This is a genomic window from Bradyrhizobium sp. 27S5, assembly GCF_037217225.1.
Taxonomy (GTDB): Bacteria; Pseudomonadota; Alphaproteobacteria; order Rhizobiales; family Xanthobacteraceae; genus Bradyrhizobium; species Bradyrhizobium septentrionale.
Genome location: NZ_CP147714.1, coordinates 8,990,245 through 9,004,857, shown reverse-complemented (window position 1 = coordinate 9,004,857; position 14,613 = coordinate 8,990,245). Strand labels below are relative to the sequence as shown.

The 14,613-nt window shown below is 65.0% G+C and carries 15 protein-coding genes; 3 read left to right on the top strand and 12 right to left on the bottom strand.

Features of this window, described 5'->3' with window-relative positions; all coding sequences use genetic code 11:
- Positions 1-328: 328 nt before the first annotated feature.
- The 5 genes from WDM24_RS42275 to pheS form a co-directional block, all read right to left on the bottom strand.
- Entirely contained in the window at positions 329-1,270 is a 942-nt protein-coding gene (locus WDM24_RS42275) for an MBL fold metallo-hydrolase (protein ID WP_338829904.1), read from the bottom strand.
- 35 nt (positions 1,271-1,305) lie between these two features.
- Positions 1,306-2,082 carry a sulfite exporter TauE/SafE family protein gene (locus tag WDM24_RS42270; protein WP_338829903.1) on the bottom strand — a complete coding sequence of 259 codons (777 nt, stop codon included), beginning with the start codon at positions 2,080-2,082 and terminating at the stop codon, positions 1,306-1,308.
- Positions 2,083-2,297: 215 nt separating this feature from the next.
- The gene (pheT, locus tag WDM24_RS42265; RefSeq protein WP_338829902.1) at positions 2,298-4,706 is read right to left on the bottom strand and encodes a phenylalanine--tRNA ligase subunit beta; all 2,409 of its coding nucleotides are present in this window, start codon (positions 4,704-4,706) and stop codon (positions 2,298-2,300) included.
- Positions 4,703-5,137, bottom strand: a complete 435-nt coding sequence (locus WDM24_RS42260) for an endonuclease domain-containing protein (protein WP_338829901.1) — start codon at positions 5,135-5,137, stop codon at positions 4,703-4,705. The genes pheT and WDM24_RS42260 overlap by 4 nt, the downstream gene beginning before the upstream one ends.
- 173 nt (positions 5,138-5,310) lie before the next feature.
- A complete protein-coding gene (gene pheS / locus WDM24_RS42255) occupies positions 5,311-6,393 on the bottom strand; it encodes a phenylalanine--tRNA ligase subunit alpha (protein WP_166300239.1) in 1,083 nt (360 codons plus the stop codon).
- A gap of 320 nt (positions 6,394-6,713) precedes the next feature.
- On the opposite strand from pheS, the gene WDM24_RS42250 reads away from it, so the two are divergent.
- Positions 6,714-7,034 carry a hypothetical protein gene (locus WDM24_RS42250; protein WP_338829900.1) on the top strand — a complete coding sequence of 107 codons (321 nt, stop codon included), beginning with the start codon at positions 6,714-6,716 and terminating at the stop codon, positions 7,032-7,034.
- Between the two features lie 2 nt (positions 7,035-7,036).
- On the opposite strand, the gene rplT is transcribed toward WDM24_RS42250, so the two are convergent.
- The 4 genes from rplT to infC form a co-directional block, all read right to left on the bottom strand.
- Positions 7,037-7,396 carry a 50S ribosomal protein L20 gene (gene rplT, locus WDM24_RS42245; protein WP_029081033.1) on the bottom strand — a complete coding sequence of 120 codons (360 nt, stop codon included), beginning with the start codon at positions 7,394-7,396 and terminating at the stop codon, positions 7,037-7,039.
- A 77-nt stretch (positions 7,397-7,473) separates the two neighbouring features.
- Entirely contained in the window at positions 7,474-7,674 is a 201-nt protein-coding gene (gene rpmI / locus WDM24_RS42240; protein ID WP_008539890.1) for a 50S ribosomal protein L35, read from the bottom strand.
- A gap of 629 nt (positions 7,675-8,303) precedes the next feature.
- A complete protein-coding gene (locus WDM24_RS42235; RefSeq protein WP_338826979.1) occupies positions 8,304-9,338 on the bottom strand; it encodes an IS110 family transposase in 1,035 nt (344 codons plus the stop codon).
- A 218-nt stretch (positions 9,339-9,556) separates the two neighbouring features.
- Positions 9,557-10,096: a translation initiation factor IF-3 gene (infC, locus tag WDM24_RS42230; RefSeq protein WP_029081034.1), complete on the bottom strand. Its 540-nt coding sequence runs from the start codon at positions 10,094-10,096 to the stop codon at positions 9,557-9,559.
- 227 nt (positions 10,097-10,323) lie between these two features.
- On the opposite strand from infC, the gene WDM24_RS42225 reads away from it, so the two are divergent.
- Both WDM24_RS42225 and WDM24_RS42220 read left to right on the top strand, forming a co-directional pair.
- Positions 10,324-11,151: an alpha/beta hydrolase gene (locus WDM24_RS42225; RefSeq protein ID WP_338829899.1), complete on the top strand. Its 828-nt coding sequence runs from the start codon at positions 10,324-10,326 to the stop codon at positions 11,149-11,151.
- Positions 11,152-11,291: 140 nt separating this feature from the next.
- Positions 11,292-11,759 carry a nuclear transport factor 2 family protein gene (locus tag WDM24_RS42220; RefSeq protein ID WP_338829898.1) on the top strand — a complete coding sequence of 156 codons (468 nt, stop codon included), beginning with the start codon at positions 11,292-11,294 and terminating at the stop codon, positions 11,757-11,759.
- A 125-nt stretch (positions 11,760-11,884) separates the two neighbouring features.
- Here the strand turns inward: WDM24_RS42220 and WDM24_RS42215 are convergent, their stop codons facing one another.
- Genes WDM24_RS42215 through WDM24_RS42205 form a run of 3 tightly spaced genes read right to left on the bottom strand, consistent with a single transcriptional unit; the run spans position 11,885 to position 14,548 of the window.
- Entirely contained in the window at positions 11,885-12,682 is a 798-nt protein-coding gene (locus tag WDM24_RS42215; protein WP_338829897.1) for an acyl-CoA thioesterase domain-containing protein, read from the bottom strand.
- A 34-nt stretch (positions 12,683-12,716) separates the two neighbouring features.
- On the bottom strand, positions 12,717-13,907 hold the full coding sequence (queG, locus tag WDM24_RS42210) for a tRNA epoxyqueuosine(34) reductase QueG (protein ID WP_338829896.1): 1,191 nt from the start codon (positions 13,905-13,907) through the stop codon (positions 12,717-12,719).
- The gene (locus tag WDM24_RS42205) at positions 13,856-14,548 is read right to left on the bottom strand and encodes a glutathione S-transferase family protein (RefSeq protein ID WP_029081039.1); all 693 of its coding nucleotides are present in this window, start codon (positions 14,546-14,548) and stop codon (positions 13,856-13,858) included. The genes queG and WDM24_RS42205 overlap by 52 nt, the downstream gene beginning before the upstream one ends.
- Positions 14,549-14,613 lie beyond the last annotated feature (65 nt).

Genomic DNA, 14,613 nt, shown 5'->3' with positions numbered 1-14,613 from the left:
ACTGGATCGCCCGGTCGAGCTGGCTATGACGGGTGTGGGTGGTGACGCAACTTCACATCCTCGCGACATGATCTGCCCGAGTTTTGTCTTTCGTTTCGCCGCTCTTCGATCAGAGGGCGCTGGAAAGCCGGATGCCGATCGCGCCCATGGGCCCCGTGCAAAGGCAGAAAGCACGGGGGTAGGACCACAGGTGTAACCGGAAACATCCCGGCTTTCCCTGCGCGATGGTTTTACGGCTTACCTCGTGCTCTCCCCGGCGAGACTGGGCCTTTTTGTCACCGTCTCCGCAAAACGCATTCGCGTTTTGCGGGGAGACACCGGCCGCCCTTCACACCGGCAGCTTCAGCTCCATCAGGTCCTTCGCCACCACGATCCGGCCCTTGAAATTCGTCTTCACGTCCCGGGTCCAGTCGTCGTCGGTGACGAGGGGATCGTCGCCGGGGACGAAGTGGCTCAGCACCAGCGTCTTGACGCCTGCGGCGGCTGCGATGCGGCCGACATCCTCGGTCGAGGTGTGGCTGTCGAGCAGATGCTTCTTCAGCGTCGCGCCATTCCGGGTCTTGGCGACCAGCCGATCGACCGCGGGGACGTAGAGGCATTCGTGCACCAGCACGTCGGCACCCCCCGCAAACTCGGCGAGCTTTGGATTGTAGGCGGTGTCGCTGGAGAACACGATGGTGCCGTCCGGGGTCTCGAACTTGTAGGCGAAATTGTCGGTGATCGGCGGATGCGGCGTGCGGAACGCGGTGACGGTGACATCTGATGTTTTCAGCACCATGCCGTCGTCGGTGATGTCTTTCGCGATCAGCAGTTTGCGCGGATCGGGCCGGCCTTCGTCCTCGATCCGGGTCTCGACGTCGAACTTGTTCAGCTCCCAATAGTCTTTGGTCATCGCCTCGATGCCCTTGGGACCGAACGAATGGATCGGCGTCGAGAGACCGGCCGCCCAGGCGTTGTAGAACAGATTGCCGTATTCCAGATTGTGATCGGAATGATGGTGGCTGATGAAGATGTACTTCACCGACGGGATCGGCACGCCGGCATTGACCAGCTGACGGCTGACGCCCATGCCGCAATCGATCACGAACGGCGTGTCGTTGACGACGACGACATTGGCCGGATTGGAGGCGCCGTTGCCGACGCGAGGGCCGCCCTTGGTGCCGAGGAACACGATGCGGGTGCGCGGCTTTGTACCCTGCGCGCGCACCGGCGACGCGAGCATGGCAGCGCTGCCGAGCGCCAGTTTCAATGCATTGCGGCGATCGATCATCGTTTCCTCCCTCGGTCTTCTGAACCGCGGCGACCCTAGCCGCCGCGCAAGATGCCATCAAGCGCGGGCAGGCCGACGATGACGGCCGCCGCGATCAGCGCGTAGCAGATGGCACGAAACACCTGCTCGCTCGCCTTGCCGAACAGCGAGGCGCCGAACCAGACGCCGACGCCGTAGACCGGGCCCACGATCAGCGAGAACTTGATCGACTCGATCGTGATCAGTCCGGTGAACCAGTAGCTCACCAGCGAGAAGAAATCCGAGGCGCCGAAGAACAGCACGATGTTGGCGCGCGAGATCATCGACGAGATCGGGCGGCCCAGCCAGTAGGCGACGATCGGCGGGCCGCCGGTCTGCGCAAGTCCGCTGCAAAAGCCCGAGAGGCCGCCGACGCCGACCGACAGCGCGGCGTGATCCTTGCCGTGGTAACGCCAGCCTGACAGCAGCAGCGCGAGCAGTGCCGCGACAAAGCCGGAGATGATCCAGCGCGTGGTCACGGCCTCCAGCACCGTCAGGAAATAGGTGCCGATGGGAACGCCGACCAGCGCGCCGGCCACCATCACCGCGGTCGCCTTGCGGTCGGCGTGGGTCCAGGCGTTCGGCAGCAGCGGCGCCGCGGCGACGAAATCGATGATGAGCAGGAGTGCTGCCACCAACCGTGGTCCCGCGACGCTGCTTGCGAGCGGCATGAAGATCAGCGCCGAGCCGAACCCCGAGAAGCCGCGCGCCGTGCCCGACACGAACGCGATCGCGCAGATCGCGAGCGCGATGCTGGTCGAGATGTCGGAGGGGAGGAGGGTGAAGGGGGTCATGGGAGGGGTGGGCGATGAGCCTCGATCTGGTGTCCAGCGGGCGCACTGGTATGGTTCAAATCAGGACGGTATTCCGTCAAACCCGTCATCCTGAGGTGCGAGCGGAGCGAGCCTCGAAGGATGAATCGGCCACAGGCGGGGCCGTCGACCCTTCGAGACGGCCGCTACGCGGCCTCCTCAGGGTGACGGTGCCAATACAGCGCCTGCGACCGGCATCACGCCCGAAGCGTGCCGCCGGTCTTCTTCGTCACCTCGGCGACGACCTTGGCGGCGACGGCGTCGATCTCCTGGTCGGTCATCGTCTTCTCGCGCGGCTGGATCGTGACTGCGATCGCGATCGACTTCTTGTCGGGATCGATGCCCTTGCCTTCATAGACGTCGAACACGGTCACGGCCGTGATCAGCTTCTTGTCGACATTCTGCGCCGCACGGACGATGTCGCCCGCCTTGACGCTGCGGTCGACGATGAAGGCGAAGTCGCGCGACACCGGCTGGAATGCCGAGAGCTCCAGCACCGGCTTGGCGCGGGTTGCCCTCTGCTTGCCTTCCGGAATCCGCTCGAGGATCACCTCGAACACGATCATCGGACCATCGGCGCCGAGCGCCTCCGCCGTACGCGGATGCAGCTCGCCGAAAGTGCCGAGCACGTTCTGTGGGCCAATCTGGATGGTGCCGGAACGTCCCGGATGCAGCCAGGCGGGGCCGCCGGGGACGATCTGCAGCGCCTGCATCGGCGCGCCGGCGGCCGCCAGCACGGCGAAGGCATCGGCCTTGGCGTCCATCGCGTCCGCCGTCGCCGAGCCGGTCCAGGAACGGCCCGCTCCCTTCGTCGAGGCATAGCCATGGCGTACGCCGGAGGCGGCCACCAGCTGGTCTTCCGGCCGGTCGCCGCGGAACACCTGGCCGACCTCGAACAGCGCGACGTCGGGATAGCCGCGGTTGATATTGGCCTGAGCCGCCGCGACGAGGCCGGGCAGCAGGCTCGGCCGCATGTCGGACAGATCGGCCGCGATCGGGTTGGCGAGCACGAGCTCGCTCTGGCCGCCGCCGAACAGCTTTGCCGCGTCGTTGGTGATGAACGACCAGGTCACGGCCTCCACCATGCCGCGCGCGCCGAGCGCGCGCTTGGCGCGGCGGGTGCGCAGCTGCATCGGCGTCAGCACCGGCTTGCGCGGCTCCTCGCCACGCTCGAACGGCGTCATCGGCACCTTGTCGACGCCGACGATGCGCACGATCTCCTCGACGATGTCGGCCTTGCCGTGCACATCGGTGCGCCAGGACGGAACCGCGACCTTCACCACGGGGCCGCTGCCGGCCAGCATGAAGCCGAGCCGGGTGAGGATCAGCTTCACCTCGACCAGCGGTACCTCGATGCCGGCAAGGCGTTTCACCTCGCTGAGCGGGAAGTCGATGACGCGGTCCTCGCCGAACTGCTTGCCGACCACGACGTTCTCGGACGGCGTGCCGCCGCACAGCTCCAGCACCAGTTTGGTCGCGAGCTCGAGCCCGGGCACCATGAAGGCCGGATCGACGCCGCGCTCGAAGCGATAGCGCGCATCCGAATTGATGCCGAGCTTGCGGCCGGTCTGCGCGATGTTGATCTCGTTCCACAGCGCCGATTCGATCAGCACGTCGGTGGTGTTGTCGTCGCAGCCCGAGGCCTCGCCGCCCATGATGCCGGCGAGCGATTCGACGCCGTGCTCGTCCGCGATCACGCAGACATTGTTGTCGAGCGTGTAGGTGCGGCCGTCGAGCGCGAGCAGCGTCTCGCCGTCCTTGGCGCGGCGGACGGTGAGGTTGCCCGTCACCTTTTTGGCGTCGAACACGTGCAGCGGACGGGCGCGGTCGAAGGTCATGAAGTTGGTGATGTCGACCAGCGCGTTGATCGGACGCAGGCCGATCGAGGTCAGCCGCTTCTGCAGCCATTCCGGCGACGGGCCGTTCTTCACCCCGCGCACCAGCCGCAGCGCGAAGCCCGGGCACAGCGTCGGGTCTTCCACCGTCACCTGAACCGGGCAGGAGAATTCGCCCTTGATCTGCTTGATGCCCTGGTCCTTGAACTTGCCCATGTCGGCGGCGGAGAGATCGCGCGCGATGCCGTGCACGCCGGTGCAGTCCTGCCGGTTCGGCGTCAGATTGATCTCGATGGTGGGATCGCCGAGCCCGGCCCAGTCGGCATAGCCCTTGCCGAGCGGTGCATCGGCCGGCAGCTCCATGATGCCGTCGTGATCCTCGGAGATCTGCAGTTCGGCCGCCGAGCACAGCATGCCGCGGCTCTCGACGCCTCTGATGGTGCCGACGCCGAGCGTGATGTTCTTGCCCGGGATGTAGGTGCCGGGGGCTGAGAACACGCTGATCAGCCCGGCGCGCGCATTCGGCGCGCCGCACACCACCTGCACCGGTGCGCCGCCGTCGCCGGTGTCGACCATGCACACGCGTAGCCGATCGGCATTCGGATGCTGCTCGGCCGAGATCACGCGCGCGATGGTGAACGGAGCGAGCGCCTTCGCCTTGTCCTCGATGTTCTCGACCTCGAGCCCGATCATGGTGAGCTTGTCGGCCAGCCTGTCGAGCGGCTCGTCGGTCTCGAGATGTTCCTTCAGCCAGGAGAGGGTGAACTTCATGACGATGATTTCTCTTGTCCCCTCTCCCGCTTGCGGGGGAGGGTTAGGGTGGGGGCTCTCTCCGCGATGGCAGCGGCAATTGTTTCAAGGACGCCTGCGCGATTTGTCATGACGTCGAGATTGCTGAAGCGAAGAACCTTGAAGCCTTTCGCTTCGATGACGGCCGAACGCGCGGCATCGGTGCGTTCGCCTTCGTTCGAAAAATGCTGGCCGCCATCGAGTTCGATTACCAGCGTTGCCGCGTGGCAGACGAAGTCGGCGATGTAGTTATCGATCGGCACCTGGCGGCGGAAGGTTGCGCCGTTCAGGCGATTGCCGCGGAGCTCCGACCAGAGAATTCGTTCCACGTCGGTCGAGTTGCGTCTGAGCGCGCGCGCGTTGGACCGAAGTCTATCGGACACCTTCCAATCCGGATGCTCAGGATCGACCATTGCCAGCCCCTTTGCGGAGACACCCCCACCCCAGCCCTCCCCCGCAAGCGGGAGAGGGAGTCCGACCGTCCGCGGCGATGGAGTCTTCGTATCCACTTGAGCAAGTCCTATCCATTCCCTGCGGGGGAGGGTTAGGGTGGGGGCTTTCTCCACGGTGGGAACGAAGTCCAGGCTCACGTACTCAATCCCCCCGCGATCGTCGGGATGTCGAGCGGCTTGAAGCCGTAGTGGTTGAGCCAGCGGACGTCGTTTTCGAACAGTTGGCGCAAATCGGCGATGCCGTATTTCAGCATCGTGATGCGGTCGATGCCCATGCCCCAGGCAAAACCCTGGTAGACGTCGGGATCGATGCCGCAGGCGCGCAGCACGTTCGGGTGCACCATGCCGCAGCCGAGAATCTCCATCCAGTCCTCGCCCTCGCCGAAGCGGATCTCGCCCTTGTCGCGGCGGCACTGGATGTCGACCTCGAGCGACGGCTCGGTGAACGGGAAGAACGACGGCCGGAACCGCATGTTGATGTGGTCGACCTCGAAGAACGCCTTGCAGAACTCGTGCAGGATCCATTTGAGGTGGCCGAGATGCGAGCCCTTGTCGATCACGAGCCCTTCGACCTGGTGGAACTGCGGCGTGTGGGTCGCGTCGGAGTCGATGCGATAGGTGCGGCCGGGGCAGATCACGCGGATCGGCGGCTTCTGCGTCAGCATCGTGCGCACCTGCACCGGCGAGGTGTGGGTCCGCAGCAGCATGCGCGAGCCGTCCTCCTTCGGATTGAAGAAGAAGGTGTCGTGCATCTCGCGCGCCGGATGGCCGATCGGGAAGTTCAGCTTGGTGAAGTTGTAGTCGTCGGTCTCGATGTCGGGACCGTCGGCGATTGCAAATCCCATGTCGGCGAAGATGGTGTTGACCTCTTCGAACACCTGGCTCAGCGGATGGATGCGGCCGGTCTCCGCCGGCGCCTCGCGCAGCGGCAGCGTGACGTCGATGGTCTCGGCGGCGAGGCGCGCATCGAGCGCGGCCGCTTTCAGCACGTCGCGCCTGGCTGCGAGCGCCTGGGTCACCGCATCCTTGGCGAGGTTGATCCTGGCGCCTTCGGTCTTGCGCTCCTCCGGCGACATCTTGCCGAGGGTGGCGAGCAAGGCCGAGATCGAGCCCTTCTTGCCAAGGGCGGAGACGCGCACCGCCTCGAGGGCGGCTTCGTCACCGGCTGCGACGATCTGGTCGAGGATGGACTTTTCGAGCGTTGCGAGGTCGGACACGGTCAATTCCTGCGCTTGAGCGGCGCATGATCTGGCGGGACAAACCGGTACCCGAACCGGTGCTCGCCTTTGCGGACCATGCGCCAAAAATTCGGCTGGGTTGTCGCCGCCCGAAGGCCGTAACGTCAAGCAAAAAGCCGGTCATTTCGGGCATATGACCGGCAGGGTTGAACCCGGCGCGCGGGGGGCGCTACCCAAGTGGGATATCAGGAGACTGCGCGATGCCCGTGAGACCCCGCCCGACCGCCGCCCGAGTTGCCCTAGCCATTTTGGCCGCCATCATGTCGATATCAGCCACATCGGCACTGGCGGCGGTTTGCATGGACAAGTCCATGACCCAGGACGAGATCGTCGACACCATCAACGCCAAGCGCAGCTGTGACGGCGCGATGAAGGTGTTTCGGGTCTGCGAGTTCGGGGCGAGCGGCGACGTCCTGCTTGGCGCCGCCGTCGAGAGGAAATGCGAGGCGGACTTCCTGTCCGGCCTCAAGGGCGCGCCGAAGCGGGCGTACCAGCATGAGATGCAGGTCTGCGACCGCAAGTACCGGAATCAATCCGGCACCATGTACATCTCGTTCACGGCGTTCTGCCGGGCGGAAGTCGCCCAGCGCTATTCGCACAAGGCGCTAAACGCCCGCTAGGATCAGGCCGCCAGCGCGGCCTTGGCCTTCTCGGCGATCGCCTGGAACGCAACCGGCTCGTGGATCGCGAGATCCGACAGCACCTTGCGGTCGACGACGACACCCGACTTGGACAGGCCGTTGATGAAGACGCTGTAGGTCATGCCGAACGGACGGACCGCGGCGTTGATGCGCTGGATCCAGAGCGCGCGGAAGGTGCGCTTCTTGCGCTTGCGATCGCGGAAGGCGTACTGGCCGGCCTTTTCGACGGCCTGCTTGGCCGTGCGGATGGTGTTCTTGCGGCGGCCGTAATAGCCCTTGGCGGCCTTGAAGACTTTCTTGTGCTTGGCGTGAGAGGTCACACCGCGTTTGACGCGAGACATGACGGAAATCCTTGAGATCTAAGAAGAGGTGACGGGGCGCCGCACAGTTGCGGCGGGGTTCAAGCGGATCAGCGCGATCAGGCGTTCGGCAAGAAGTACTTCTTGACGTTGTCGCCGTCGGTCTTGAACAGCACGCGGGTGCCGCGGAGCTGACGGATCTGCTTCTTCGTCCGCTTGATCATGCCGTGGCGCTTGCCGCGCTGGGCGTGCATGACTTTGCCAGTGGCAGTCACCTTGAAGCGCTTTTTAGCGCCCGACTTGGTCTTCAACTTGGGCATTTGGCTCTCCTACTGCACAGCGCGAAAATCGCCCCGAGAGGGGTCCGGCCGGCTAAAATGCTCGTTAGAGCGTTGGAAGTGCTATGGTTTTTTCCGAATTGAAAGAACCTGCACGATACGTCGCCACGGCAGCCCTTGATCAGCCGGGCGGCGAAGGCCCGGCTTATGCCAGAGGATCGGCGGTTTTGCAACGTTTTGCGGGATGGAACCGGCGGGTGGGACCCGGCCTCTTCTCCTTCCCCCTGAAAGGGGGAAGGCCGGGATGGGGGTCCAGCCGCAGACGCCGCCGCACGTGGAGAGAGCAGATCCCCACCGCTTTGCTCTGGCGAGCAAGGCGACCCCCCCTTTTCTAGGGGAGGTTGGCTCCATCCGGGCTTCTGTAACGGGCCTTTGTAAGTCAATCCCTTTTTGCGTGATCCACTCGCCGGGCACTTGCTTCTGTACGGGATCGGCGCGAAGGCCGTCGCCTGATGGGGTGCATTGAGGAGCCGGCCGGCCAATCTACGGAAGCGTGGTTGTGAGCCACTTCCCGGATGGCGGCCTGACCGGATCCATCGTCCCGGCGCAGGGACCTCGCTCAGGGAGAGCCTGGTGTCGTGGCCCGCCCAGAACCGATTGCTGCTCCTTGCTTAGGTTGCCGAGGCCTTGGCCATCGGGTTGAACGGTTTGGCGTCGGCGAGCATGCGATGCAGAACGACGGCGAGCTTGCGTGCGAGCGCCACCTTGGCCTTGCGCAGGCCTGCGCGCCGGGCGATCCGCATCGCCCAGCCTTTCAGCGCCGAGCAGTTCCTGACCGGCTTGGTCAGCATGACGTGAGCCGCCTGATAGAGCGCCTCGCGCACGGAGGCATCGCCGATCTTGCTGATGCGGCCGGTATAGTCGGTTTCGCCCGATTGGTACTTCTTCGGGGTGAGGCCAAAATGCGCTCCCGTCGCCTTCGAGGACCGGAAGCGCTTCGGGTCGTCGACCGCCGCGGCGTAGGTAAGCGCCACGATCGGGCCGACGGACGGTGTCGTCATCAGGAGGCGGGCTTGAGGGTGCGACCTGGCGAGCTTTTGGGTGTGCTTATCCAGGCCATTGAACTCGCGCCGCAGCACGGCGTGGGCTTCGAGCAGCGCCTGTGCCACGATCTCAAGTCCGGGATGGCCCGCTACGAGCTCCCGGATGCGTTCGGCGAACGTGCGCTCGGTGGTCGTGCCGACCTTCAGACCGAAGCCGCGGAGCACGCCGCGCAGGCTGTTCTCGATGTCGCGCAGCTTGGACTGCAGCAGCTTGCGTGCCGTCAGAACCGCCCGCGTCTCCTGCGCTTCGATCGACTTGCAGTGCACCGGCCGGAACCAGCCCAGCCGCATCAGTTGCGCGATCCCGCGGGCATCGTTGCGGTCCGACTTCACCGGCATCGCCTTGAAGGCATCGCGGACGTGCCGCGTCTCCAACAGTTCGACTGCCAGGCCCGCATCCCGCATCGCTGCGTAGAGCCATTGCGACAGCGGACCAGCCTCCAGCCCGATCCGTTCCAGCACCAACCCCAGCGACCGCAACCAGGTGATCAAGGCCTCCGGCTCACTCGCAACCCTCGCCTCGCGCAAAATCTTACCTGTCCCATCGACAAGGCAGACGCTCGAGCATTCCAAAGACACGTCGATTCCTGCATAGTGGTACATGGTCGTCCCTTAATGATGCTTGGAGCGGGCTTGCCCGACTCCGTTTATTGACACCATCAGTTTGAGGGACGACCGCCTTCCAACCAACAGGCCGCTCGCGAGCGCGCTTCCAAATCGCGCCGTAGCGAGCGGGCGGCCGGCCCGTTACCCCATCTACGAAACGAAACAGCCCGCCGATCCGGCGGGCCGCTCCAAATGCTGAAATCGACTAACTCGAACTAGCGCGGCGCCAGCACCATCACGACCTGGCGGCCCTCGAACCTCGCGTCCTGCTCGACCTTGGCGAACTCGGCCACGTCGGCCTTCACCTTGTCCAGAAGCTTGGTGCCGATCTCCTGGTGCGCCATCTCACGACCGCGGTAGCGCAAGGTGATCTTGACCTTGTCGCCTTCCTCGAAGAAGCGCTGCATGGCGCGCATCTTCACGTCATAGTCGTGATCGTCGATCATCGGGCGGAGCTTGATCTCCTTGATCTCCACGACCTTCTGCTTCTTGCGGGCTTCGGCGGCCTTCTTCTGCGCGGAATATTTGTACTTGCCGTAGTCCATGATCTTGCAGACCGGAGGACTGACATTCGGCGAAATCTCGACGAGGTCCATGCCGGCTTCCATGGCCATCTTGATGGCCACCATGGTTTCGACGGTGCCCTGGTTGACACCGGCGGCATCGATCAGCTGGATCTGCGCGTTGCGAATCTCATCATTGGTGCGCGGCCCGTCTTTGGCGACTGTGGGCGGGGCTCTATTGGGACGGCGAATGGGTAACTCTCCAAAGTTGTGAAAGGGAAGGCGGATATTTTGAAGCAAGACGCTGCAACGGGCAAGCGAACTCGCTTTCTAAGCGGCAAAACCGTCAATTGCGAGGCATTTTAGCCACGCCCGGCACATATAGCGGGCGCAGCTGCTCCGCAAGGCGGGTCTGCTGCCGTTGACCGGTGCCGCGCGAGGATTGAAAAGCAGATGTCTGACACGCGAGTGACCGAACCATGAGCCAAACCGCCGCATCCGGGCAGGAACCCGCCTTTATCGAGGTCGGCGAGGGCAGTGGGGCACGCCGGATCGCGGTGCGCGCCCGTGCCGGTGCCGCTCCCGGCGGCGCAATTGGCGCGCCCGGGCTGTTCTGGCTCGGCGGCTTCAAGTCCGACATGACCGGCACCAAGGCGATCGCGCTCGACGCATGGGCCGCCGAGCACGGCCGCGGCTCGGTCAGGTTCGACTATTCCGGCCATGGCGAATCCGCCGGCGATTTCGCTGACGGCACGATCGGCCGCTGGCTCGAGGAGAGCGTCGCGGTGTTCTCGCAGTTCTGCAGCGGGCCGCAAGTCGTGATCGGCTCCTCGATGGGCGGCTGGATGGCGCTGCTGCTGGCGCGCGAGATCGCCAAACGGGGCAATGCTGGCGGAAGCGGCCGTGCGTGGCTCGCCGGCCTCGTGTTGATCGCGCCGGCGCCTGATTTCACCGAGGAGCTGATGTGGAAGGCGTTCCCGCCGGAGATTCGCGCCGAGATCGAGACCAAGGGCCTGTGGCTGCGGCCGTCGGACTATGGCGACGGCTCGCCCTATCCGATCACCCGCAACCTGATCGAGGAGGGCCGCAATCATCTGCTGCTCGGCAGCAAGATCGACGTCGGCTGTCCGGTGCGCATCCTGCAGGGCGCGCAGGATCCCGACGTGCCGTGGAAGCACGCCTTCGCGCTGGTGCATCGCCTGCCGGCCGAGGACGTGGTGCTGACCATGATCCAGGACGGCGACCACCGCCTGTCCCGTCCGCAGGACATCGCGCGGATCATCGCCGCGGTGGCGGAGATCGGCTAAGGTTTTTCATCTTGCGCGATGTCATCATCCGCGAAAGCGGATGATCCAGTACGCCGCGGCCCCTCGATTCAAGGCAACGGCTCTGGAATACTGGATGCCCCGCCTGCGCGGGGCATGACAGAGTGGTTGGGAGAGACGCCATGGAAACGACAATGATGCTGCGCGCGTTCTGCGACGCGGTCGAGCAGCGCAACGGCAAGGCGTTTGCAAAGCTCTTCACCGAGGATGGCGTCTATCACGACGTGTTCTACGGCGCGTTCAAGGGGCACGCCAAAATAGCCGAGATGATCGACGACTGGTTCTACCGGACCGCGACCGATTTCCGCTGGGTCATGCATGATCCCGTCTCTGACGGCGCGACGCTCTATGCGCGCTACACGTTCAGCTACCGCTCGACCTTGCCGGAAGCCAAAGGCGCGCGCGCGATGTTCGAGGGCGTCGCGATCATGCGGCTGCGCGACGGCAAGATCACCGAATATCACGAGGTCGCCAACACCGCGCCGGCCTTCGTCGACCTGAATTTTGCGTCGGAACGGATCGCCAAGATCGTCGGCAAGCAGGGTGCCGCGCTGAGGGCGCGGCCGGAGATGAAGCGGCATCTCACCTAGCGCCGTCATTCCCCGGTGCGCAATTGCGCACCTGGGGGCATCGCGCAGCGATGAACCCGGAATCTGGAAGTTGTGGCGCGAGATTCCGGGCTCGCGCTTCGCGCGCCCCGGAATGACGACCATTGTTACGGCGGCGGCGGATTGGTCATCGGCTTGCGCTGCGCCAGCGCCGCCACGGTCGACGTGCCGATCGGGCCCTGCTCGTCATAGAGCCAGCATTCGCCGATCGCGACGCCGTCGGTGGCGTGGTGGTTGACGACCTCGAAGCCGATCCAGTTGGTCACCGGCAAACGGTGCAGATAGATCGTGACGTCGCTGTTGATGTAGCCGAGCCCCTGGTCGCCGGCATTGGCAAAGGGGCTCGCGAAATCCGCGCCGGTCGCGACATGGATGAACGGCGTCATCTTCACGCCGGCGACGAGCTCGCGCACCTCGCTCATCCAGAGCCGGCGCTCGCCGAGCGAACCCATGTGGCCGACAATTGGCCGCGTCTCCCATTTGCCGTTCATGCCGAGCCTGGGATCGGGCGGCTTCGGAATCTCCGCGGGCGCCGGCACCTGCCAGTTCGGCGGCGACCACACATTGCCCGGCGCATTTTCCGTCCGGCGCAACAACTGGCAGGAGGCGCGCGCCATGCTGGTGCCGCCGGAGACAAACTCGGCCTCGATCACCTTGATGCGGAGCCCGTCGCGGACGAGCTTCGTCGTCACCTCGACCGGCGTCGTGATGTTGGGCAGCCGGAACATGTCGACTGTCAGCCGCGCCGGGACGAAGTCGTCGGAGCCGTGACGCTCCTCGATGGCGAAGCCGAGCAGGCCGATCACGACGCGGCCGTGCATCGATTCCGGACTCCACGGTCCGTTCGCAACGGATGTCGGCATGAAGCCGTCGCCGTGCCTGGTGAAGAAGGGCTGGTTTGTCATGGTCCGCGACCATCACGGGAATGCCGCGATGAAATCAAGAGGCCGCTGCCGCGCGCCACTCCTGCTGCACGCTGACATCAGGCTCGCCGCCGGCGCGTGAGGCCAGCGCCGCGAACGCATCGCGGGCGATCAGTTGCGACAGTGCCCACACCGCGGCGCCGCGCACCAGCGGGCTCGCATCGTCGAGCAAACGCTGCGCCTCGTCGGCAAGGCTTGCATCGCCGGAATTGCCGATCGCGATCAGCACATTGCGGATGAAGCGGTCGCGGCCGATGCGCTTGACCGGCGACTTCGTGAACAGCGCGCGAAAAGCTGCATCGTCGAGCCGCGCCAGCTCGCCGAGCGCAGGTGCGCGCAACGCATCGCGCGCGGCAAGCTTCTGCTCGCGTCCCGCTTGCGCGAACTTGTTCCACGGACACACCGCGAGGCAATCGTCGCAGCCATAGATGCGGTTGCCGATGCTCCTGCGGAATTCGTGCGGGATCGGGCCTTTGTTCTCGATCGTCAGATACGAGATGCAGCGCCGCGCATCGAGCTTGTAGGGGCCCGGAAACGCCGCGGTCGGGCAGATGTCCTGGCAGGCGCGGCAGCTGCCGCAATGATCGGCTTCGCTATCGTCGCGCGGCAGTTCGGTGGCGGAATAGATCGCGCCGAGAAACAGCCACGAGCCGAATTCGCGCGACACCAGATTGGTGTGCTTGCCCTGCCAGCCGATGCCGGCGGCCTGCGCCAACGGCTTCTCCATCACGGCAGCGGTGTCGACGAACACCTTCACCTCGTCGCCGGTCGCAGCAGCGAGCCAGCGCGCCAGTGTCTTCAGCCGCTTCTTGATCACGTCGTGATAGTCGTCGCCCTGGGCATAAACCGAGATCGCGCCATGCGATCGGCGCGCGAGAATTTTTAGCGGATTGTCGTCCGGCCCGTAATTGACGCCGAGCATGATGATCGAGCGCACGCCGCCCCACAGCACGCGCGGATCGGCGCGCCGCTCCGGATTGGCGGCAAGCCAGTCCATGTCGCCATGGCCGCCGGAGCCGAGGAACTCGAGGAAATACTGTCCGGCTTCGCCCGTCGCGTCAGGAGCGGTGAAGCCGATGGCATCGAAGCCGAGCGCACGCGCCTCGCGCGTCAGTGCCGCCTTGAGATCGGCAGGAGAGAGCCGGACCGCCGGGTTCAGAAGTCGAGGTCCACATAGGTCCGCGACGCCGGCACCCCCGCCAGCCATTCGCTGAGCAGCGGGCGGAACGACGGGCGGGATTTCACCCGCGCGTACCACGCCTTTGCTGCGTCGTCCTCGCTCCATGGCACGTCGCCCAGATAGTCGATCGCCGAAAGATGCGCCGCGGCGGCGAGGTCCGCGTAGGTGAGGCGGTCGCCGGCGAGATAGTTCCGGGTCTTCGCGAGCCAGCCGATATAGCTCAGATGATAGCGCACATTGACCTTGGCGGCGCGCATGATGTCGGGGGCCGGCGGGCCGCCGCCATTGTCCTCGCTCATGAAGCGCTTGTAGATCCGCTCGGTCACCAGCGGGTTGGAGGCTTCCTCGAAGAATTTTTCGTTGAACCACGCCATCAGCCGGCGCACCTCGACGCGCTCGGCGGTCGACGTCGGCAGCAGTCGCCGCTCGCCGGCATCGAGGCCATGCGCCTCGTCGACATATTCGGCGATCACAGGCGCGCCCGGAACCGGCGGAAAGCCCTCGGCGATCAGGACCGGCGTGGTTGCCGCCGGATTGAGCGCGAGATACGCCTCGCGCCGCTCCCACACCCGCTCCTCCACCAGCCGCAGATCGAGCCCGTACTCGCCGAGCACGAGGCGAATGAATCGCGAATGCGGACAGAACGGATGGTGATACAGCGTGTACATGAAGTCCTTGGTAGTTCCGCGGCGATTAAGAAACCATCAACCTGTGTGACCTGAGCCTGCAATTT